The organism is Geobacillus sp. C56-T2 (assembly GCF_007829715.1).
Lineage (GTDB): Bacteria > Bacillota > Bacilli > Bacillales > Anoxybacillaceae > Geobacillus > Geobacillus icigianus.
Genome location: NZ_VJWB01000001.1, coordinates 3,428,740 through 3,449,452, shown reverse-complemented (window position 1 = coordinate 3,449,452; position 20,713 = coordinate 3,428,740). Strand labels below are relative to the sequence as shown.

Annotated in this window: 22 protein-coding genes; 21 read left to right on the top strand and 1 reads right to left on the bottom strand. The window is 52.9% G+C overall.

Features of this window, described 5'->3' with window-relative positions; genetic code table 11:
• Positions 1–28: 28 nt before the first annotated feature.
• The 11 genes from rnpA to GC56T2_RS18255 all read left to right on the top strand — a co-directional run bounded on the left by rnpA (position 29) and on the right by GC56T2_RS18255 (position 9,859).
• Positions 29–394: a ribonuclease P protein component gene (rnpA, locus tag GC56T2_RS17135; protein ID WP_144976936.1), complete on the top strand. Its 366-nt coding sequence runs from the start codon at positions 29–31 to the stop codon at positions 392–394.
• Between the two features lie 73 nt (positions 395–467).
• Entirely contained in the window at positions 468–1,232 is a 765-nt protein-coding gene (gene spoIIIJ / locus GC56T2_RS17130) for a YidC family membrane integrase SpoIIIJ (protein ID WP_144976931.1), read from the top strand.
• Complete coding sequence (gene jag, locus GC56T2_RS17125) at positions 1,229–1,885, top strand: RNA-binding cell elongation regulator Jag/EloR (protein ID WP_144976928.1); 657 nt, start codon at positions 1,229–1,231, stop codon at positions 1,883–1,885. Before spoIIIJ ends, jag begins: the two co-directional genes overlap by 4 nt.
• Before the next feature lie 231 nt (positions 1,886–2,116).
• Positions 2,117–3,505 (top strand): tRNA uridine-5-carboxymethylaminomethyl(34) synthesis GTPase MnmE, encoded by a 1,389-nt coding sequence (gene mnmE, locus GC56T2_RS17120; RefSeq protein ID WP_144976925.1) that lies wholly within the window; start codon positions 2,117–2,119, stop codon positions 3,503–3,505.
• Positions 3,506–3,521: 16 nt separating this feature from the next.
• Entirely contained in the window at positions 3,522–5,411 is a 1,890-nt protein-coding gene (gene mnmG / locus GC56T2_RS17115) for a tRNA uridine-5-carboxymethylaminomethyl(34) synthesis enzyme MnmG (RefSeq protein WP_144976922.1), read from the top strand.
• Positions 5,412–5,433: 22 nt separating this feature from the next.
• Positions 5,434–6,150 carry a 16S rRNA (guanine(527)-N(7))-methyltransferase RsmG gene (rsmG, locus tag GC56T2_RS17110; RefSeq protein ID WP_033017899.1) on the top strand — a complete coding sequence of 239 codons (717 nt, stop codon included), beginning with the start codon at positions 5,434–5,436 and terminating at the stop codon, positions 6,148–6,150.
• Positions 6,151–6,285: 135 nt separating this feature from the next.
• Positions 6,286–7,131, top strand: coding sequence for a nucleoid occlusion protein (gene noc, locus GC56T2_RS17105; RefSeq protein WP_144976919.1), 846 nt, complete (start codon positions 6,286–6,288; stop codon positions 7,129–7,131).
• Positions 7,132–7,257: 126 nt separating this feature from the next.
• Positions 7,258–8,019: a ParA family protein gene (locus tag GC56T2_RS17100; protein ID WP_033017866.1), complete on the top strand. Its 762-nt coding sequence runs from the start codon at positions 7,258–7,260 to the stop codon at positions 8,017–8,019.
• Positions 8,012–8,881, top strand: a complete 870-nt coding sequence (locus GC56T2_RS17095) for a ParB/RepB/Spo0J family partition protein (RefSeq protein WP_144976916.1) — start codon at positions 8,012–8,014, stop codon at positions 8,879–8,881. Before GC56T2_RS17100 ends, GC56T2_RS17095 begins: the two co-directional genes overlap by 8 nt.
• 45 nt (positions 8,882–8,926) lie before the next feature.
• On the top strand, positions 8,927–9,625 hold the full coding sequence (locus GC56T2_RS17090; RefSeq protein WP_144976913.1) for a DUF554 domain-containing protein: 699 nt from the start codon (positions 8,927–8,929) through the stop codon (positions 9,623–9,625).
• 99 nt (positions 9,626–9,724) lie between these two features.
• Positions 9,725–9,859, top strand: a complete 135-nt coding sequence (locus GC56T2_RS18255; protein ID WP_255516121.1) for a hypothetical protein — start codon at positions 9,725–9,727, stop codon at positions 9,857–9,859.
• Positions 9,860–10,021: 162 nt separating this feature from the next.
• Here the strand turns inward: GC56T2_RS18255 and yyaC are convergent, their stop codons facing one another.
• Positions 10,022–10,645, bottom strand: a complete 624-nt coding sequence (gene yyaC, locus GC56T2_RS17085) for a spore protease YyaC (protein WP_144976910.1) — start codon at positions 10,643–10,645, stop codon at positions 10,022–10,024.
• Positions 10,646–10,857: 212 nt separating this feature from the next.
• On the opposite strand from yyaC, the gene GC56T2_RS17080 reads away from it, so the two are divergent.
• The 10 genes from GC56T2_RS17080 (at position 10,858) to rplI (ending at position 20,639) form a co-directional block, all read left to right on the top strand.
• Positions 10,858–11,739, top strand: a complete 882-nt coding sequence (locus GC56T2_RS17080; RefSeq protein WP_370454574.1) for a mechanosensitive ion channel family protein — start codon at positions 10,858–10,860, stop codon at positions 11,737–11,739.
• Positions 11,740–11,757: 18 nt separating this feature from the next.
• The gene (locus GC56T2_RS17075; RefSeq protein ID WP_033017872.1) at positions 11,758–11,955 is read left to right on the top strand and encodes a DUF951 domain-containing protein; all 198 of its coding nucleotides are present in this window, start codon (positions 11,758–11,760) and stop codon (positions 11,953–11,955) included.
• Between the two features lie 56 nt (positions 11,956–12,011).
• Positions 12,012–14,066 carry a molybdopterin-dependent oxidoreductase gene (locus GC56T2_RS17070; RefSeq protein ID WP_144976902.1) on the top strand — a complete coding sequence of 685 codons (2,055 nt, stop codon included), beginning with the start codon at positions 12,012–12,014 and terminating at the stop codon, positions 14,064–14,066.
• Between the two features lie 424 nt (positions 14,067–14,490).
• Entirely contained in the window at positions 14,491–15,591 is a 1,101-nt protein-coding gene (ychF, locus tag GC56T2_RS17065) for a redox-regulated ATPase YchF (protein WP_144976899.1), read from the top strand.
• A gap of 197 nt (positions 15,592–15,788) precedes the next feature.
• A complete protein-coding gene (gene rpsF / locus GC56T2_RS17060) occupies positions 15,789–16,076 on the top strand; it encodes a 30S ribosomal protein S6 (protein WP_033017874.1) in 288 nt (95 codons plus the stop codon).
• A gap of 29 nt (positions 16,077–16,105) precedes the next feature.
• The gene (gene ssb, locus GC56T2_RS17055) at positions 16,106–16,600 is read left to right on the top strand and encodes a single-stranded DNA-binding protein (RefSeq protein ID WP_144976894.1); all 495 of its coding nucleotides are present in this window, start codon (positions 16,106–16,108) and stop codon (positions 16,598–16,600) included.
• 336 nt (positions 16,601–16,936) lie between these two features.
• The gene (gene rpsR, locus GC56T2_RS17050; protein WP_008880812.1) at positions 16,937–17,173 is read left to right on the top strand and encodes a 30S ribosomal protein S18; all 237 of its coding nucleotides are present in this window, start codon (positions 16,937–16,939) and stop codon (positions 17,171–17,173) included.
• Positions 17,174–17,242: 69 nt separating this feature from the next.
• Complete coding sequence (locus GC56T2_RS17045) at positions 17,243–18,169, top strand: YybS family protein (protein ID WP_144976892.1); 927 nt, start codon at positions 17,243–17,245, stop codon at positions 18,167–18,169.
• A gap of 47 nt (positions 18,170–18,216) precedes the next feature.
• A complete protein-coding gene (locus tag GC56T2_RS17040) occupies positions 18,217–20,193 on the top strand; it encodes a DHH family phosphoesterase (RefSeq protein WP_144976888.1) in 1,977 nt (658 codons plus the stop codon).
• Complete coding sequence (gene rplI, locus GC56T2_RS17035) at positions 20,190–20,639, top strand: 50S ribosomal protein L9 (protein WP_033017878.1); 450 nt, start codon at positions 20,190–20,192, stop codon at positions 20,637–20,639. Before GC56T2_RS17040 ends, rplI begins: the two co-directional genes overlap by 4 nt.
• The last annotated feature ends 74 nt before the right edge of the window (positions 20,640–20,713 follow it).

Below are 20,713 nucleotides of genomic sequence, written 5' to 3'. Positions count from 1 at the left end.
AATGAGGCAAATGGAGTGTTTGCGGAGAATGAAAAAAAAGCATCGAATCAAAAAAAACGATGAATTCCAAGAAGTGTTTCAGCGAGGGGTTTCGACAGCCAACCGCCAGTTTGTTGTCTACACGCTTGACCGCCCGGGGCAGCCTTATTTCCGCATTGGGCTTTCCGTAAGCAAAAAGCTGGGCAAGGCCGTCACCCGAAACCGGATCAAGCGCTACATCCGCCAATGTTTCCTCGAGTTGAAAGAGGAAATCGTCCCCGGCAAGGACTATGTCGTCATCGCTAGACAGCCCGTTTCAGAGATGAGTTACATGGAAGTGAAAAAAAGCTTCATCCATGTGCTCAGGAAAGCTGGCGCGCTGAAAAATGGGGCGAAGTCGCGGCCCTCGGTTTGAAACGATGCCCCATCTAGCCAAAAAAGATGGTAAAATACAGACGTGAACTCGTACATATGGGAGGAAAAAGAAGGTGAAAAGGCGAATTGTATGGATAGTCTTAAGTTGTGCATTGATGGCTGTCTTGGCGGGGTGCACGGAAATCAACAAACCGATCACTCCGGAGAGCAAAGGGTTTTGGAATGAGTATATCGTTTATCCGCTTTCTTGGCTGATCAAACATGTCGCCGAGTTGCTTGGCGGAAGCTTTGGGTTGTCGATCATCGTCGTCACGGTGTTGATTCGCTTGTTAATTTTGCCGCTGATGATCCAGCAGACGCGCAATGCCAAGGCCATGCAAGCGCTTCAGCCTGAGATGGAGGCGCTGCGCAAAAAATACAGCTCGAAAGACGCCCAAACCCAGCAAAAACTCCAGCAAGAGATGATGCTTTTGTTCCAAAAGCACGGCGTCAACCCGATGGCTGGCTGCCTTCCTATTTTGATTCAAATGCCGATTTTAATCGGTTTCTATCACGCCATCATGCGAACGAGAGAGATTGCGCAGCACAATTTTCTCTGGTTTGACCTTGGCGAAAAAGACCCGTACTATATTTTGCCGATCATTGCCGGGGTGACGACGTTCATTCAACAAAAAATCATGATGGCCGGCTCCGCTCAGCAAAATCCGCAAATGGCGATGTTGCTTTGGATGATGCCGATCATGATCGTCATTTTTGCCATCAATTTCCCAGCTGCTTTGTCGCTTTACTGGGTCGTCGGAAATCTTTTCTCTATTGTGCAAACGTATTTCATTAAAGGGCCGGACGTTTCTGCCCATTCAGGAGGAGCGAAAAAGTGAAAGAAGTCACCGCGACTGCGGCAACGGCCGAAGAGGCGGTGCGGTTGGCGCTTGCCCAGCTCGGTGCACCTCGGGAGCGCGTCGACATCGTCGTGCTTGATGAAGGAAAAAGAGGCTGGTTCGGCTTGTTTGGCGGCCGTCCAGCAGTGGTGAAGGCGGTGTTGAAGGTCGATCCCATCGAGGAAGCGGTGCGCTTTCTCGAACGGGTGATGGCGCAGATGGGAGTGGAAGGGGCAAGCATTGAAGTGGTGCGGCGCGGGAAACAAGCGACGCTTCACGTTCACGGGGGACCGGTCGGACTGCTGATCGGCAAACATGGACAAACGTTGAATGCGCTCCAGTTTTTGGCGCAGCTCGTCGCCAACCGCTATGCCGATGAATATGTGTCCATTGTTGTCGATGTTGAAAATTACCGAGAGCGGAGAGAAAAAGCGCTCATTGAGCTAGCGAACAAGCTGGCGGCTCAGGTGGTGAAAACGGGGAAGGAAATCCGGCTCGAACCGCTGCCGGCGCATGAGCGAAAAATTATTCACGCCGCGCTGGCCCGCCATAAGCGGGTCTCCACTTATTCGGTCGGGGTCGATCCGCATCGATCAATCGTCGTGGCCCCGGCGATGGAAACGAAAGCGCCGATGAAAGAGGCCCCTCTCTGAATAAGGAGAGGAAGGCCTTTTTTTGTTGTCGTTGTGGCGCTGGTAGCGGAAAGGATGGTTTGAAACAAAACCGCGGCCGCACATATGGTCTTTTTTCAACATGAGCATGCCATATTGTTATTCACATGTGGATAAGTTAAAATTGAACTGAGCAACGATGCACACGGAAAGCGACAGCGGAAACGGGCTGTGGATATAGAAAAGACAGCGAAAAAGCGAGGTGAACGAGCCATGACAGAATTTGATACGATTGCCGCCATTTCGACGCCGATGGGAGAAGGAGCGATCGCGATCGTCCGATTGAGCGGCGATGAGGCGGTGGAGATCGCCGACCGGCTCTTTCGCAGTCCGAGCGGGAAACGGCTCAAAGAGGTCCCGACGCATACGATCCATTATGGGCATATCGTCGATCCGAAGAGCGGCCAAATCGTTGAAGAGGTGATGGTGTCGGTGATGCGGGCCCCCAAGACGTTCACCCGTGAAGATGTCGTGGAGATTAACTGCCATGGCGGGTTTGTTTCCGTCAACCGGGTGCTGCGGTTGGCGCTGGCTAATGGGGCGCGCCTTGCTGAACCGGGGGAGTTTACGAAGCGGGCGTTTTTAAACGGGCGCATCGACTTATCCCAAGCGGAGGCAGTCATCGACTTGATCCGCGCTAAAACGGATCGCGCCATGAACATTGCTTTGCAGCAAATGGAGGGGCGGTTGTCGAAATTAATCGGCGAATTGCGGCAGACCATTTTAGAAACGTTGGCGCACGTTGAAGTCAACATCGACTATCCGGAATACGATGATGTCGAAGAGATGACGCCGCGCCTGCTCAAAGAAAAGGCGCAATATGTGCGCGGACAGATTGAAAAGCTGCTGTCGACCGCCAATCAAGGGAAAATTTTGCGCGAAGGCTTGGCAACGGTCATTATCGGGCGGCCGAACGTCGGAAAATCATCGCTGTTAAATGCGCTCGCCCATGAAAACCGGGCGATCGTCACCGACATTCCAGGGACGACGCGCGATGTGATTGAAGAATATGTCAACGTCCGCGGCGTACCGCTCCGCTTGATTGATACGGCTGGCATTCGCGAAACGGAAGATGTCGTGGAGCGAATCGGTGTAGAGCGTTCGCGGCAAATGCTGAAGCGGGCTGATTTCGTTTTGCTCGTTCTGAACAACCATGAGCCGCTGACGGAAGAGGATGAGCGGCTGTTTGCGATGATTGAAGGGATGGACGCGATCATCATCGTCAACAAAACCGATTTGCCGAGACGAATGGATATGGAACGGGTCGAGAAATTGGCGGCCGGCCGACCGATCGTGACGGCTTCATTGCTTCATGAACAGGGAATCGATGAATTGGAAAAAGCCATCGCCGATCTGTTTTTCGGCGGCGAACTTGAGGCGGGCGACTTGACCTATGTATCGAACTCCCGCCATATCGCGTTGCTTGAACAAGCGAAGCAGGCGGTCGATGATGCGCTTTCCGGCATTGACGCCGGCATGCCGGTCGATCTTGTTCAAATCGATTTGCGCCGGGCGTGGGAGCTGCTTGGCGAAATCGTTGGCGATACAGTAAACGAAAGTTTGATTGATCAGCTGTTTGCCCAATTTTGTTTAGGAAAATAAGCAAGGAGGAAACGAAATGGAGTATCACGGAGGAACGTATGACGTCATCGTCATCGGCGCCGGCCATGCCGGTTGCGAAGCGGCGCTTGCTTCGGCGCGTATCGGGGCGAAAACGCTCGTCATTACGCTCAACCTCGATATGATTGCGTTTATGCCGTGCAACCCGTCGATCGGCGGCCCGGCGAAAGGGATCGTCGTGCGCGAAATCGACGCTCTCGGCGGGGAAATGGCGAAAAACATTGACAAAACGTATATCCAGATGAGGATGTTAAACACAGGCAAAGGTCCGGCCGTCCGCGCGCTGCGGGCCCAGGCTGACAAAGTGCTGTACCAGCGGGAAATGAAGAAAACGCTCGAAAATCAGGAAAATTTGACGTTGCTGCAAGGGAAAGTCGAGCGGCTCATCGTTGAAGATGGCGTCTGCAAAGGCGTCATCACCCAAACGGGTGCTCATTATTATGCGAAGGCCGTCGTCATCACAACCGGGACGTTTTTGCGCGGAGAAATTATTATTGGTGACATTAAATACTCAAGCGGACCGAACAACCAGCAGCCGTCGATCAAGCTGTCCGAGCATTTAGAAGAGCTTGGGTTCGAGCTCGTCCGCTTCAAAACGGGCACGCCGCCGCGCGTCAACAGCCGGACGATCGACTACAGCAAAACGGAAATTCAGCCGGGAGACGAAGAGCCGCGGGCGTTTTCGTACGAGACGACAACCTACATCACCGACCAGCTGCCGTGCTGGCTGACGTATACGACAGAGGAAACGCACCGCATCATTGATGAAAATTTGCATTTGTCGCCGATGTACTCCGGCATGATTAAAGGAACCGGACCGCGCTATTGCCCGTCGATCGAAGATAAAGTCGTCCGGTTCCACGACAAGCCTCGTCACCAGATTTTCCTCGAACCGGAAGGGCGGGAAACGGAAGAAGTCTACGTGCAAGGGTTGTCGACAAGCTTGCCGGAACATATCCAACGCAAGCTGCTTGAGACGATCCCAGGGCTCGAGAAAGCGCAGCTCATGCGGGCCGGCTATGCGATCGAGTACGATGCCATCGTGCCGACACAGCTTTGGCCGACGTTGGAAACAAAGCTGGTGAAAAATTTGTACACCGCCGGGCAAATTAACGGCACATCCGGCTACGAAGAAGCGGCGGGTCAAGGCATCATGGCCGGCATTAACGCCGCCCACCGCGCGCTCGGCCGCGAGGAAATCATTTTAAGCCGTTCGGACGCTTATATTGGCGTCTTGATCGACGACTTGGTGACAAAAGGGACAAACGAGCCGTACCGCCTGCTGACATCGCGCGCCGAATATCGGCTGTTGCTCCGCCACGACAACGCCGATTTGCGCCTCACTGAGCTTGGCTATCGGATCGGTCTCATTTCCGAAGAACGGTATGAAAAATTTTTGGCGAAAAAAGAGGCGATCGAACGGGAGAAAAAACGGCTGCAAACGGTCATCATTAAACCGACGCCAGAGGTGCAGGAAGTCATCCGCCAGGCGGGCGGAAGCGAGCTGAAAGACGGGATTCGCGCCGCTGATTTGCTAAGGCGTCCGGAGATGACGTACGAGCACATCCAAAAACTGGCGCCGGCCGATGAAGAGATCGCTAAAGAAGTGGCGGAACAAGTCGAAATTCAAATCAAATATGAAGGTTACATTCAAAAATCGCTGCAAGAAGTCGAGCGGCTCAAAAAAATGGAAAACAAAAAAATCCCGGAAGATATCGACTACGACGCCATCCAAGGTCTGGCGACCGAAGCGCGGCAAAAACTGAAACAAGTGCGCCCGCTCTCAATCGCCCAAGCATCGCGCATTTCCGGCGTCAATCCGGCCGATATTTCGATCTTATTAGTGTATTTGGAACAAGGAAGAATCGCGCGCGTGTCGAATGAATAAACATGAGGGAAAGGATTGGCTTATGGAGGCGACACAATTTCAAGCCATGCTTGAAGAGAGGGGGATTTCCCTCTCTTCCCAAGCGCTTGCGCAGTTTGAGCGCTATTACGAACTGCTCGTTGAATGGAACGAGAAAATGAATTTGACCGCTATTACAGACAAGCCCGGCGTCTATGTGAAACATTTTTTTGACTCGGTTTCCCCCGCCTTTTACTACGATTTTTCCGCGCCGCTTTCGCTGTGCGATGTCGGCGCTGGAGCGGGGTTTCCAAGCATTCCGCTCAAAATTTGCTTTCCGCATCTGCGCGTTTCGATCGTCGATTCGTTGCAAAAGCGCATTCGTTTTTTGGACCATCTCGTCGCCGCGCTGCAACTCGAGGGAGTGGCGCTCTATCATGATCGGGCCGAGACGTTCGCTCGTCAAAAGGGAATGCGCGAATCGTTTGACGTTGTCACGGCTAGGGCGGTAGCGCGCATGCCGGTGCTTGCCGAACTTTGTCTTCCGCTTGTCAAAGTTGGAGGCACATTGATCGCCATGAAGGCTGCCTCGGCGCCTGAAGAATTGAAAGAGGGAAAAAAGGCGATCGCGGTGCTCGGCGGGGAAGTCGCGGCGGCGGAAACGTTCGCGTTGCCGTTTGCGGAGGGGGAGCGGACCATTATTTTCATTCATAAAACGAAAAAGACGCCGGCCCAATATCCGCGCAAGCCAGGAACGCCGAGCAAGCAGCCCATTCAGTAGCCGGCCGCGGACACGGCGAAAAGGCGGTTCCATCGTCCCGTGTCTCATGACGGGGAAACAGCTAGGGAGAAGGTCGCGCGTGCCGGGTGACAAAGAGAGCGATTTGCTAAGTACGTCCAAAGGTGGTGTAGGGGGATGAAGCATCCATTTTCGCGCTTGTTCAGTTTTGGAGAGAGAGAGCTTGAAGAAGCGGGGGAAAAACAAGAGAGAGAAGAAGTTCGCCACATTCCGGTCGAAAGCATTATCCCGAACCGCTTTCAGCCGCGCACGATGTTTGATGAAGAAAAAATCAATGAATTGGCGTTGACGATTCGCACGCACGGCATCATCCAGCCGATCATCGTCCGCGAATGCGGAAACGGACAGTTTGAAATCATCGCCGGCGAACGGAGATGGAGGGCGGTGCAAAAGCTCGGCTGGACGGAAATCCCAGCGATCATCAAAAACTTAAATGACAAAGAAACCGCCTCCGTCGCCCTCATTGAAAACTTGCAGCGTGAAGAGTTGACACCGATTGAAGAGGCGATGGCGTACGCTAGGCTCATCGAACTGCACGATTTGACGCAAGAAGCGCTCGCCCAGAGGCTTGGCAAAGGGCAGTCGACGATTGCCAACAAGCTGCGTCTGCTCAAACTTCCGCAGGAAGTCCAAGAAGCGCTGTTGCAGCGGGCGATTACGGAGCGTCATGCGCGCGCCCTGATTGCGTTGAAAGATAAAGAGAAACAGCTGAAGTTGCTGCAGGAAATCATCGACAAGCAACTGAACGTCAAGCAGACGGAAGACCGGGTCGTCAAGCTGCTTGAAGCGCGGGAACAAAAGCCGAAGCCAAAGCGCAAGGCGTTCAGCCGCGATATGCGCATCGCCATTAATACAATTCGCCAGTCGCTTTCGATGGTGGAAAATAGCGGGGTGTCCGTTCAATCGGAAGAGGAAGAATTGGACGATTACTATCAAATTACGATTCGCATCGCCAAAAAATAATCAACTGGTCATCGTTTGCCTCATCACGCGCGGCTGATGGGGTTTTTTCTTTCAGAAAACAAAGTCATTTTCCTTTTTTCATGATAAAATAAAGTTTATGAGGAAGAGATAGAGGTAGGTGGCATCGTGGGCAAAGTCATTGCTATTGCAAACCAGAAAGGTGGCGTCGGAAAAACAACGACAGCGGTCAACTTGTCAGCTTGTCTCGCCCATCTCGGAAAAAAAGTGCTGTTGGTTGACGCCGATCCGCAAGGAAATGCGACAAGCGGCATCGGCATTGAACGGGGAGATGTCGACGAATGCATTTATAACGTCATCATCGGTGACATGAAGGCGAAAGACGTCATTCGGCCGACAGACATCGAAAATTTATACGTCATTCCAGCAACGATCCAGCTGGCTGGTGCGGAAATTGAGCTCGTTTCCGTTATCTCTCGCGAAATTCGGTTGCGAAACGCGCTCGCACCGCTAAAAGACAAGTATGACTTTATCATTATTGACTGTCCTCCTTCGCTCGGGTTGCTGACGCTGAATGCGTTGACGGCGGCCGATTCTGTCCTTATCCCGGTCCAATGCGAATATTACGCGCTGGAAGGGCTCAGCCAGCTGCTCAATACGATCCGGCTTGTGCAGCGGCATTTAAACTACGATTTGCGCCTTGAAGGCGTTCTGTTGACGATGCTTGATGCAAGGACAAATCTAGGTTTGCAGGTCATTCAAGAAGTCAAAAAGTATTTCCGCGAAAAAGTGTACGAGACGATCATCCCGCGAAACGTGCGGCTGAGTGAGGCGCCAAGCCATGGCAAACCGATTATTTTGTACGATGTCAAGTCGAGGGGGGCCGAAGTGTATTTGGATTTAGCGAAGGAGGTGCTTGAACGTGGCTAGAGGGCTTGGCAAAGGCATCGGCGCGCTGTTTGACAACTTTCCGCTCAACGGAATGGACGGAAACGAAGAAACTGTGCGGGAAGTCAGCATTCACGATCTTCGGCCGAATCCGTACCAGCCGCGGAAAACGTTTCAACCCGAGGCGATCGAGGAGCTGAAGCAATCGATTTTGCAGCATGGTATTTTGCAGCCGCTCATCGTCCGCCGCGCACCGAAAGGGTTTGAAATCGTTGTCGGCGAACGGCGCTACCGGGCGGCAAAAGAGGCGAATTTGTCGTCAGTGCCAGTGGTGGTTCGCGAATTGACCGACGAGCAAATGATGGAGTTTGCGCTTCTCGAAAACTTGCAGCGTGAAGACTTGAACCCGATCGAAGAAGCGATGGCGTATAAAATGTTGATGGACAAGCTGCACTTGACCCAAGAGGAAGTCGCCAGCCGCGTCGGGAAAAGCCGCCCGCACATCGCCAATCATTTGCGTTTGTTGTCCCTCCCTTCCGATGTGCAAAAACTGCTCATCGATGGCACTCTTTCGATGGGGCATGGCCGCGCGCTTTTGGGGCTGAAGCAAAAAAGCAAAATGAAACCGATTGTGGAACGGGTGATTCGCGAAGGACTGAACGTCCGCCAGCTGGAAAAGCTGATTCAGCAGGCCAATGCCGATGTTCCACGTGAAACATTGAAGCGAAAAAAGCAAGAAAAAAGCGTGTTTCTTCGAGAAAGCGAATCATTGCTGCGCGAAAAATTCGGAACGAACGTCACCATTAAACAAACGAAAAAACGCGGAAAAATCGAAATTGAATTTTTTTCTCCGGAAGATTTAGAGAGAATATTAGAACTGCTCGATGTGCGGTTTGATGAGTAGGCCGATGATCGAGGATGTTCAATTCGTTGGAAAGAGTGGTTCATCATGGTATTGCTAGGAACGATCGTCAATGGACTGAGCATTGTAGCTGGAGCATTGATCGGCAAGGCGTTTCGCCGCATCCCCGACCGCGTCAAAGAAACGGTGATGGGAGGAATCGGACTTGCTGTGGCGCTTCTTGGCGTGCAGATGGGGATGAAAAGCGAGCAGTTTCTTGTTGTTATCATTAGCCTTGTGTTTGGCGGCATTCTCGGAGAGTGGTGGGACTGGGAGGAAAAGCTGAACCGTCTCGGCCGATGGCTCGAGAAAAAAGTGGGCGGGAACGGGGGTAGCATCGCCCAAGGATTTGTGAGCGCGACGTTATTGTTTGTCATTGGCGCGATGGCCATTGTCGGGGCGCTGGACAGCGGGCTGCGCGGCGACCATAGCGTCCTCTACACAAAATCGATTTTGGATGGGTTCGCCAGCGTCATTTTGACGACGACGCTTGGCATCGGTGTCATATTTTCCGCGCTGCCGGTGATGGTTTACGAGGGCAGCATCGCGTTATTGGCGACGCAAATCGAGCGGTTTGTGCCAAAGAGCGTGCTCGATTCCTTTATCGCCGAGTCGACAGCGACCGGAGGGATTTTGATTATGGCGATCGGTCTCAATATGCTCGGGGTAACGAACATTCGTGTGGCGAATTTGCTGCCGAGCATTCTTGTTACGGCGGGCGCTGTTTTTCTTCTTTCGTTCTGGTAGTGGGACGGTAAGCCGCGTGCAACCCCCTCTTTCAACAGCTGAGACTGAGAAAGAGGGGGATTGGCCGTCCGCCATCGCCAATCCTGAGGAGTCCGGTGATTGATTCGTGGATACGGCTTTGCCATCTCATTTCTCAACGAGAAAAACCTTGTTGTATCGGTCCTGCTTTTCACGCGCTTTCCCATTGATGAAGGGAATCAGCGTTTTTTCACCGGACTTTTAGGAGGCTGGTGATTGACTCGCGCAACCGCTTCTCCGAATCGTTTCTCAAGTGGAAACGACTTGTTGCCTCAGCCTCTATGTTCGCGCGTTCCATCATTGATCAAGGCAAACAGCGATTTTTCACCAACCTTTTAGGCGAAGCGGTGCACGGGCTCCAATAGCCGAACCGTTTTTTTACCACAACGACCGTCGATCTTTCGAAAGCGGAGGGGCACCAAGCCGCTCCTTGCGAACGACGAACCGTTCTGCTTCGTAAATGCCGTTGGCAATGGTTTTGGCCATGTTCATGACCAAGTGAAGGCGCGTATTTTGCAGGACAAAAAATTCCATAAATCCGCTGACATTGACCACCCCGGCAATATGGGCGTCCCCGACGGGAAGCAGCTGTTTATTGACTCCAGCCCCGGGGCGAACCGGCCCTTTGGCAACGGTGATGGCGCCGACGCTTTTCAACCGACCAAGGCAGGCGTCAACCGCGATCATGAACGGTTCATCGTGAGTCAGTCGAATCGCCTCCACTTTTTCCTCAAGATTGACGGCGTGAATCGGCTCCTCGAGTGTTCCGTATACATGAAAGCGGGATAACGGCTTTTCTTTCAACATCGTGCCCACTAACGGTCCGAGCGAATCGCCCGTCGATCGATCGGTGCCGATGCAAACGATGGCGACCGGCTGGACGAGCGGATCCGGAAGCAGCGTGGCGATCCGCCAAGCGATCAATGATACCGCCCCTGGCTCATCGTAAAAAATGCGGTCTCTTTCCTCCTTGGACGAGAAAAAAATCGATGGTATGCTCATTCTTTTCACTCCTACTTTCCATCCAAAAGTATTAACAGTATACGGAAAATAAAAGAATGATATACGTTTCTTCCCCTATTTTCCCGCTCTTGTTCTCGAGTGATGCGGATGGCGAAAACATCGGGCTACCAATCGATGGCCTGTCTTGTTAAAATAAAAAGCGCAGAACGAAGAAGATCGAGGTGTTGTCAACGTTGAAAGCGATCGAGAAAATGGTCGATGAACTGTTGGCGTTTTTGACCGATGAAACGCTGTGGCTGGAGATAGGAAAAGGGGCGCTGAAGATCGTTTTGATTTTCCTCGTATGCGCCGTGGCCGTAAAAGTGTTAAAAGTGGCTGTCCATAATATGTTTCGCGTGCGGGAAAAGGCGCCGATCCGCATTTCCGAACGGAGGGAGGCGACGCTTGTTCGCCTGCTCGACAATGTCATTACGTACGTACTATATTTTATTGCGCTCTTAATGATTTTAGATACATTTGGTGTTCCGGTGAAAGGATTGCTTGCCGGGGCCGGGGTCGTTGGATTAGCGGTCGGCTTCGGGGCGCAAAGCTTAGTCAAAGATGTCATTACCGGATTTTTCATTATTTTTGAGGATCAGTTTGCTGTCGGTGACTATGTGCGCATCGGCAACTTTGAAGGATACGTGGAAGAAATCGGGTTGCGGGTGACAAAAATTAAAAGCTGGACGGGAGAAGTGCACATTTTGCCCAACGGCAGCATTATCGAAGTGACGAACTTTTCGTTGCATAACAGCTTGGCTGTTGTCGACGTCAGCATTGCCTATGAAGAAGATATTGAAGAGGCGGAACAAGCGATCCGTGAGCTTCTTCCGCAGCTGCCGGCGAAGTATGAAGACATGGTTGCTCCGCCAGAATTGCTTGGCGTGCAAAATTTAGCCAGCTCGGAAGTCATATTGCGCATCACGTGCGAAACGAAACCGATGCGCCATCTGGCGGTCGCTCGGGCGATCCGCAAGGAAGTCAAAATGCTGTTGGACGAACGGGGAATCGAAATCCCATACCCGCGGCTTGTGCTGCATCGCCGCGGCGGAGAGGAACAGCTGGACGCCAAGCCGCAAAAACAACAGCTATGATCGCGAGGGGGTGGACAGATGGAAGAAAAAGAATTTGGTCTTTATGATATCGTGGAAATGAAAAAACCGCATCCGTGCGGGACGAACCGATGGAAAGTGATTCGTCTAGGCGCTGACATTCGCATTAAATGTGAGGGCTGCGCTCACAGTGTGTTGCTGCCGCGGAAGGAATTTGTCCGCAAAATGAAAAAAGTGCTTGTCAAGCATGAAGAATAACCGAACGGGACTGGGAAAATTTCCGTTCTAGCGGTGGGCGAGGGGGGAGAAAGGCGATGGGGACGACGCATGTGACTTCATGTCCGCTCAATTGTTGGGACGTATGTGGGTTGAAGGTGACGGTCGACGGGGGAAAAGTCGTCCGTGTAGACGGCGATGAACAGCATCCGATCACCAAAGGAACGATTTGCGGACGCGGGCGGATGTTGAAAGAACGGGTGAACGCCGACGGGCGCCTCCGCTATCCGCTAAAAAAAGCAAACGGCCGGTTTGTTCGCATTTCTTGGGAAGAGGCGCTCGATGACATTGCCGAAAACATGCAGCGATTAAAAGACCGGTTTGGTCCGACGGCGGTACTTCACAGCCATGATTATGCCAACAATGGACTGCTCAAACATTTGGACCAGCGCTTTTTCAACTGCTACGGCGGCGTGACCGAGCTTGTCGGCAGCCTTTGCTGGGGAGCGGGCATTGAGGCGCAAAAATGGGATTTTGGCAACGCCTACAGCCATGCGCCGGAAGATATCGACAACAGCCGTCATATCGTCATTTGGGGGCGGAATGTCGCCCGCACCAACATCCATTTGTTTGAACGGCTCTTGGCGGCAAAAAAGCGCGGCGCGACAATCGTTGTGATCGATCCGCTGTTTGGTCCGACCGCGCGCATCGCCGACCATTACATCTGCATTAAGCCGGGAACGGACGCTTTTTTGGCGATGGGGGTCATGAAAGAGCTGCTCCGTCTCGGGCTCGAAGACCGTGCCTTTATTGAGCACCATACGGTTGGGTTTGCCGACGTCGAGCAAGTATTGCAGACGATTTCGCTTGCGGAAATCGAGCAATATACCGGTGTGAGCCGCCATACTGCGACGGAATTGGCCCGGATTTACAGCGACCGTCCGACCGCCACGTACCTTGGGCTTGGCATGCAGCGTTATGCCAATGGCGGGAACACGATTCGCTGGATTGACGCCCTTGTCGCCGCCAGCGGCAATGTCGGCATTCCAGGCGGAGGGGCGAATTTTGGCAACTTACAAGTGAGCGAATGGTTTGATCGGGCTGCGCTCACCCTTCCCGAGCGGAAAACGGCATCGCGCGCATGGACGATGATGAAGCAGGCGGAGGAAATGTTGCGGGCGAACGATCCGCCGATTGGGATGGTGATCGTCACTTGTGGCAACCCGCTTGCCCAAGTGCCGAACACGAATTTGGTGAAAAAGGCGTTCGCCTCGGCGGAAACGGTGGTTGTGTTCGAGCAGTTCATGACCGATACGGCAGCTGTGGCGGATTACGTGCTTCCGGTGGCCGCTTCGTTTGAAGAGGAAGATGTCTACTGTTCATCTATGTATCACGCGTATGTCAACTATGGTCCGAAGCTTGTGGAGCCGCCCGGTGAAGCGAAGCCTGATTTGTGGATTTGGACGGAGCTCGCCAAACGTCTCGGCTTTGGCGAGGCGTTTGCCTATACGCGCGAGCAGTTTCTAAACATGGCGCTCCGTCCGCTGGAGCGGCACGGCATTACGCTGGAGCGGCTGCGCGCCGAACACCGCGTTCTTTTGCCGGTTGAGCCGGTGCCATGGCGCCATCGCCGCTTTCAAACACCGAGCGGCAAATATGAGTTTACATCCAGCATCGCCCGTCAAAAAGGAATGGACGGCCGGCTAACGATCATGCATCCAGCCGAATCAGCGGAAACGAATCCGCTGCTGGCGGCCAAGTATCCATACCGGTTGCTGACGATTCATCCGCTTCGCTCCAATCATTCGCAACATTACCCGTTGCTTCCGGCGCTCCAAACCGTGCGCATCGAAGTGTCGGCCGATATTGCGGCGGAAAAAGGGCTTGCCGATGGTGACCGCGCCCGTGTTTACAATGGTCGCGGGTCGCTTGTCGGGACGGTCCGTGTGCTCGAACGGGCCCATCCGGGAACGATCAACATTGACGAAGGGCAGTGGGGGGCATTCGGAGGGCCGGTCAACGTGCTCACCCCCGATTTGGAGTCGGACAACGGTTGCGGCAGCACGCTGTATGACTGCTTGGTCAACATTGAAAAATGGGCGCCGCGGGAAGAAGGCGGGGCCGTGGCGGATTGGCAAACAACGCTAACCTGACTGGAAGGAGGCCGCGAACGCCGCCGGCCGGGTTGCGACTGTTTTTCATACGGAACCCCCACGTTCGCCAAGGGCGAATCCGGCTCTCTACATGTCCCACGATGCTCAATGGGATGATCTGGGGGGAGTTTTCATAGAACTTTCGACGCTACCTAGCCAAGGGTTTGTTTGGATCAGTGATGGGTCTCCCGCTGCGACAAGAACTTGACCCACTTCTGACGTGTCGTTTGTTTGGATCAATGATGGGTTTCCCGGCCATCCGTTTTCCTTTTCGAGTTTCGGCCGTGACGGCCGATGAAGGCCCGTGTCGGCGGCCTTTGAAAAGCGCTTGTACGCCGGATGTCTCTTGTAGCCGCGCTTGTCATTTTTCACGCCAGCCCATATAATGAGGGAAGATGCGAACGGGAAAAGAGGAGTGGAATCCATGGGATTGACAGCAGGAATCGTCGGTTTGCCCAACGTCGGCAAATCGACGTTGTTTAACGCCATTACGAAAGCCGGAGCCGAGTCGGCGAACTATCCGTTTTGTACGATTGAGCCAAACGTTGGGGTGGTTGAAGTGCCCGATGAGCGGCTTCGAGTATTAACTGACATGTTTCAGCCGAAGCGGACGGTGCCGACCGTGTTTGAATTCACGGATATTGCGGGCATTGTCAAAGGGGCAAGCAAAGGAGAAGGGCTTGGCAATAAGTTTTTGTCCCATATCCGCCAAGTCGATGCCATTTGCCAAGTCGTGCGCTGTTTCAGCGATGAAAACATTACGCACGTGGCCGGCCAAGTCGATCCGCTCGCCGATATCGAAACGATCAATTTGGAGCTTGTGTTGGCCGATTTAGAGACGGTTGACAAACGAATCGAGCGGGTCGGCAAAATCGCCAAGCAAAAAGATAAAGAGGCGGCGTTTGAGCACGGGATTTTGCTGCGATTGAAAGAAACGCTCGAAGCCGGCAAACCGGCGCGCACACTCGAATTCTCTGAGGAAGAGATGAAAGTCGTCAAGCAGCTGCACTTGTTGACGATCAAACCGATGCTGTATGTCGCCAATGTTGGCGAGGAAGACGTCGCCGATCCTGACGGCAATCCGTTTGTCAAGGACGTGCGCGAGTTTGCGAAGCGCGACAACGCGGAAGTGATCGTCGTCTGCGCCAAAATTGAAGAGGAAATTGCCGAGTTCGGCGAGGAAGAAAAGCAGCAGTTTTTGCGGGAGCTCGGCATTGAGCAGTCCGGCCTTGACCAGCTGATTCGCGCTTCTTACAGTTTGCTTGGGCTGGCGACATTTTTCACTGCCGGTGAACAGGAAGTGCGGGCGTGGACGTTTCGAAAAGGAATGAAAGCGCCGCAATGCGCGGGTATCATCCACTCCGATTTTGAGCGCGGCTTCATCCGCGCCGAGACGGTTTCATACGATGACTTAGTCGCTGCCGGTTCCATGGCGGCGGCGCGCGAGGCGGGCAAGGTGCGGCTCGAAGGAAAAGACTATGAAGTGCAAGACGGCGACATTATTCATTTCCGATTCAACGTCTAGCGTTTCGCATTCCCCCGAAAGAAGCAAGGCCGCTATGTTCAACCGAAATAAGGATGGCAAATGTTTGTGCTGCGCAAATGCGGCAAACTGCCTTGCTTATCGTTGTCCATCATGGTATAATCAACAAATGTGAGTAATGTTCATTGCTCCTTGCCCTTCAGCGGAAGGGCCGTTCAGACCAAAAGGAGGTGACGAGCGTGAGAAAATACGAAATTATGTACATCATCCGCCCGAACATGGACGATGAGGCGAGACAAGCTCTCGTGGAACGGTTCAACAACGTGTTGAAAGAAAACGGCGCGGAGATTACAAAGGTGACGGATTGGGGTAAGCGTCGCTTAGCCTATGAAATTCAAAAATACCGCGATGGCTATTACATGATCATCAACGTCACAGCGGAGCCGAAAGCGGTGCAGGAATTTGACCGTTTAGCGCGCATCAGCGAAGACATTATCCGTCATATCGTCGTCAAGGAAGACGAATAATTTTTTCTTTATGGCAAGAGGTGGTTCTGATGATTAACCGCGTCATTTTAGTCGGCAGGTTAACGAAAGATCCGGAGTTGCGCTACACTCCAAGCGGAGTGGCTGTTGCCACGTTCACGCTTGCCGTCAACCGGCCGTTTACAAACCAGCAAGGCGAACGGGAAACGGATTTTATTCAATGCGTCGTTTGGCGCCGCCAAGCGGAAAATGTGGCGAATTTCCTCAAAAAGGGGAGTTTGGCTGGAGTCGATGGCCGGCTGCAGACCCGCAGCTATGAAAATCAAGAAGGCCGGCGCGTCTATGTCACGGAAGTGGTGGCTGACAGCGTCCAATTTTTAGAGCCCAAAGGCGCGAGCGAGCAGCGAGGGGCAGCAGCAGGCGGCTACTATGGGGATCCATTCCCATTCGGACAAGATCAGAACCACCGATATCCGAACGACAAACAGGCGGGCCGCATCGATGAAGATCCTTTCGCCGATGACGGTCAGCCGATCGATATTTCCGATGATGATTTGCCGTTTTAACGTTATTTCTGACAGAAGTCTTCCACCTCAAGGAATGTGCACAGGGCAAAGCCTAATGAGTAAGTGGAAGAGGAATGCCGGTGATCGCCGACGGATGTGGTCATCGATTGTTCGAACGGACGCCTTCGGAGCGAAGGAAGGCGTAAAGGGGACTTGTGTGTGGCTTAGTTTGGCGAACACGCCCAAGTCGCTGAAAGCCTCCACCTCTAAGCGAAGGGTAGGTGGCGGGCAGTTCATCGTCTGAAAACACTGTCCTCCGCCCGAAAAATGGGAAGAGCGCTGATCCCATGGGCGGGCGGCGGTCCGGAAAGCGAAGAAAGAAAGGAGGAAACGGAAATGGCAGGACGGAAAGGCGGACGCGGCAAACGCCGCAAAGTATGCTACTTCACGGCGAATAACATTACGCATATCGACTACAAAGATGTCGATTTGCTGAAAAAATTCATCTCTGAACGCGGGAAAATTTTACCGCGCCGCGTAACGGGAACGAGCGCAAAGTATCAACGCAAACTGACGGTAGCGATCAAGCGCGCGCGTCAAATGGCGCTCTTGCCGTACGTTGCGGATGAATGAGCCGGAAAAGGGCAGTAAGGGGGAACCTTACTGCTTTTTTTATATCTGATCAAGAAAGGGGAACATTCCTTGCGAAACACGCATGTTCTCACCGAAGCGGCGATTGAGCTTGCGCTGTTTGCCGTTTTGTTTTTGCTTGCGCTGTACGTGCCGGTCATCGGGATCGTTGCTACTCTGTTTTTGGCGCTTCCGTTTATGGTGTTCACGATGCGCCACGGATGGATTCCTGCTATGTTGCTGCTGGCGGCGGCCCTTGTCGTCTCCGGTTTGATCGGTTCGCTTTTAGCGCTGCCGATGGCGTTGATGTTCGGCACGTTTGGCATCGCGGTTGGCGCGCTGCTTTCCAAACAGAGAAACCGGTACGTTGTTCTTCTTGTCGGTACGTTTGTATTTTTGGCCAATATCGTGCTTGATTACATTATCTCGATTCAGTTTTTGCACGTCGATCTGATCCAAGATACGCTTGCGCTCGTGCGTGAATCGTTTGACACCGCGATGCGTCTCATGGAAGGGATGGGGCAAGCGCCATCTTTGGAGATGCAAAGGCAGATCGAACAAGGACTGAAGCTGATCGGCTATATGATTCCGACACTGTTTGTCATCGCGGCGTTGGCGCTTTCGTACGTGACGATCATCGTCTCGCTGCCAGTGATGAAAAGGCTAAAGCTGCCGGTCGGTTCATGGCCGCCGTTTCGTGAGTTGACGTGGCCCAAAAGCGTGCTATGGATTTATGTTGTCGTCCTCCTTCTCTCCTTGTTTCCGCTGGAAGAAGGATCGTTTGCCTATATGGCGGTGCTAAATGTATCGTATGTGTTACACCTAGCCATGATCGTGCAAGGTTTTTCATTTTTGTACGCTGTTGCCTACAAAAAAGGAATCGCCAAAGGCGTGGTGGTAGCGGGGACGGTCCTTTGCTTATTCCTGCCTTTTCTACTTTATCTTGTGGCGATATTCGGTATAATTGATTTAGGATTTGATTTGCGCCGCCGCATATGATAATTGGATAAGGTGAGTCATTTCTTCCGAAGTAGGAGCTGACTTGAATGTCCCATTTTTATGAAAGGAAAGCGTATCGCTATCCGCTTTATGCGTTGGCCGCCATGGCGGTGCTAATGGCGATTGGCCTGTTTTATTTCCAATGGCTGATCGGGCTGGTCGCCCTTCTCGGCATTGGATTCGTCCTTTACAGTGTCATCTGGTCGCAGCGCTCTTTGTATCAAGAGCTGGAACATTATATTTCCAATTTATCGCACCGCGTTAAAAAAGTCGGGGAAGAAGCGCTCATGCAAATGCCGGTCGGCATTATGCTTGTGAATGAAGACGGCGAGATCGAATGGTCCAATCGCTTTCTGGCCGCCTGCTTCAAAGAGCAGACGTTAGTGGGCCGCTCTCTCGCTGAACTGTCCGAGCCGTTGGCCGCTTTCGTCAAAAGAGGAAAAATGGACGAAGAGATCTTTGAGTTTCATGGAAAGCGGCTCAAGGTGCTCATTCGCCGCTCTGAACGGCTTCTTTACTTTTTTGATGTCACCGAGCATATGGAATTGAAGCAAAAATACGAGGCGGAACGCTTGGTGCTCGCCATTATTTTTCTCGACAATTATGATGAAATTACGCAAGGGATGGACGATCAGGCGAAAAGCCAACTGAACAGCCTCGTCACTTCTGTGCTGAATCGGTGGGCCAATGATTATGGCATCTTTTTAAAGCGGACATCGTCCGACCGGTTTATTGCGGTGTTGAATGAGCAGATCTTGAGCCGATTGGAAAAAAGCAAATTTTCCATCCTTGATGAAGTGAGAGAACAGACGGCGAAGCATCATGTTCAGCTGACGCTGAGCATCGGCATCGGCGCCGGTGTGTCTCCGCTTCCTGAACTTGGCGCGCTCGCGCAATCAAGCCTCGATTTGGCGCTTGGGCGCGGCGGCGACCAAGTGGCGATTAAGCAAGGAACCGGGAAAGTGAAATTTTACGGCGGCAAAACGAATCCGATGGAAAAACGGACGCGTGTCCGCGCTCGCGTCATCTCCCATGCGCTTCGCGAATTGATCGCCGAAAGCGACAAAGTGCTCATCATGGGCCACAAGTATCCGGATATGGACGCGCTTGGGGCGGCCATCGGCATTTTAAAAGTTGTTCAATCGAACCAAAAGGAAGGATTTATCGTCATTGACCCGGCGAAAACGGATGCCGGGGTGCAGCGGCTGCTCGAGGAAATGAAAAAGCAGGCCGATTTATGGTCAAGGTGCTTGAAGCCGGAGCAGGCGCTCGAGTTGGTGACAGAAGATACGCTGCTCATTGTCGTGGATACCCATCGGCCGTCGCTTGTCATTGAGGAGCGGTTGCTATACCGCACCGACCACATTGTCATCATTGACCACCATCGCCGCGGGGAAGAGTTTATCGAGGCGCCGCTGCTCGTCTATATGGAGCCATACGCTTCCTCAACGTCCGAGCTCGTTACCGAACTCTTGGAGTATCAACCGCGGCGCATGAAGTTGTCGATGTTGGAAGCTACCGCTTTGCTTGCCGGTATCGTTGTCGATACAAAAAGCTTTACGCTCCGCACCGGCTCGCGGACGTTTGACGCCGCCTCATACTTGCGCTCTCAGGGAGCGGACACGGTGCTCGTGCAAAAGCTGCTGCGGGAAAGCGTCGCCAATTACGTCAAACGCGCCAAACTGATTGAACGGGCCACCATCGATGAGCGCGGCATTGCCATTGCCAGAGGGGACGAACATGAGGTGCACGATCAAGTGTTGATCGCGCAAACGGCTGACACGCTCCTGACATTGAGCGGTGTCGTCGCTTCGTTCGTCATTTCTAGGCGGGCGGATGGAACGGTCGGCATCAGCGCCCGCTCGCTTGGCGATGTCAATGTGCAATTGATCATGGAGCGGCTCGGCGGAGGCGGGCATTTAACAAACGCTGCCGCCCAGCTGTCTGACGTGACGGTCGAAGAGGCGGAGCGGCAGCTGCGTGAGGCGATTCATGACTATTTTGAGGGGGGGAAGCCATCATGAAAGTCATTTTTCTAAAAGATGTGAAAGGAAAAGGGAAAAAAGGCGAAATCAAAGACGTGGCTGACGGTTATGCGAACAACTTTTTGTTCAAGCAAGGGCTCGCTATTGAAGCGACCCCGGCCAATATTAAAGCGCTCGAAGCACAAAAGCAAAAAGAGCGTCGCCAAGCTGCGGAAGAGCTGGCCAATGCCAAAAAACTGAAAGAAGCGCTCGAAAAACTGACGGTGGAAATCGCGGCGAAAGCGGGCGAGGGCGGCCGCTTGTTTGGCTCGATCACAAGCAAACAGATCGTCGAGGCGCTTTACGATCAACATGGCGTAAAGCTTGATAAGCGAAAAATGGAACTTGCTGACGCCATTCGTTCCCTCGGTTATACGAATGTGCCAGTAAGGCTTCATCCGGAAGTGACAGCCACGTTGAAAGTGCACGTCACCGAGCAAAAATAACAGCTGTTGTCGGATGCCCCCGCCCGCTGCGGCGGGGTTCCTTGCTTCTCAGCTTTGAAGGTTTGGCGTAGAAT

What these genes read in the sequence shown, in the direction of transcription:
- rnpA (WP_144976936.1), top strand. Translation starts at nt 29, where the DNA reads ATGAAAAAAAAGCATCGAATCAAAAAAAACGATGAATTCCAAGAAGTG.
- mnmE (WP_144976925.1), top strand. Translation starts at nt 2,117, where the DNA reads ATGACAGAATTTGATACGATTGCCGCCATTTCGACGCCGATGGGAGAA.
- mnmG (WP_144976922.1), top strand. Translation starts at nt 3,522, where the DNA reads ATGGAGTATCACGGAGGAACGTATGACGTCATCGTCATCGGCGCCGGC.
- rsmG (WP_033017899.1), top strand. Translation starts at nt 5,434, where the DNA reads ATGGAGGCGACACAATTTCAAGCCATGCTTGAAGAGAGGGGGATTTCC.
- noc (WP_144976919.1), top strand. Translation starts at nt 6,286, where the DNA reads ATGAAGCATCCATTTTCGCGCTTGTTCAGTTTTGGAGAGAGAGAGCTT.
- GC56T2_RS17090 (WP_144976913.1), top strand. Translation starts at nt 8,927, where the DNA reads ATGGTATTGCTAGGAACGATCGTCAATGGACTGAGCATTGTAGCTGGA.
- yyaC (WP_144976910.1), bottom strand. Translation starts at nt 10,645, where the DNA reads ATGAGCATACCATCGATTTTTTTCTCGTCCAAGGAGGAAAGAGACCGC.
- GC56T2_RS17080 (WP_370454574.1), top strand. Translation starts at nt 10,858, where the DNA reads ATGGTCGATGAACTGTTGGCGTTTTTGACCGATGAAACGCTGTGGCTG.
- GC56T2_RS17075 (WP_033017872.1), top strand. Translation starts at nt 11,758, where the DNA reads ATGGAAGAAAAAGAATTTGGTCTTTATGATATCGTGGAAATGAAAAAA.
- GC56T2_RS17070 (WP_144976902.1), top strand. Translation starts at nt 12,012, where the DNA reads ATGGGGACGACGCATGTGACTTCATGTCCGCTCAATTGTTGGGACGTA.
- ychF (WP_144976899.1), top strand. Translation starts at nt 14,491, where the DNA reads ATGGGATTGACAGCAGGAATCGTCGGTTTGCCCAACGTCGGCAAATCG.
- ssb (WP_144976894.1), top strand. Translation starts at nt 16,106, where the DNA reads ATGATTAACCGCGTCATTTTAGTCGGCAGGTTAACGAAAGATCCGGAG.
- rpsR (WP_008880812.1), top strand. Translation starts at nt 16,937, where the DNA reads ATGGCAGGACGGAAAGGCGGACGCGGCAAACGCCGCAAAGTATGCTAC.
- GC56T2_RS17040 (WP_144976888.1), top strand. Translation starts at nt 18,217, where the DNA reads ATGTCCCATTTTTATGAAAGGAAAGCGTATCGCTATCCGCTTTATGCG.
- rplI (WP_033017878.1), top strand. Translation starts at nt 20,190, where the DNA reads ATGAAAGTCATTTTTCTAAAAGATGTGAAAGGAAAAGGGAAAAAAGGC.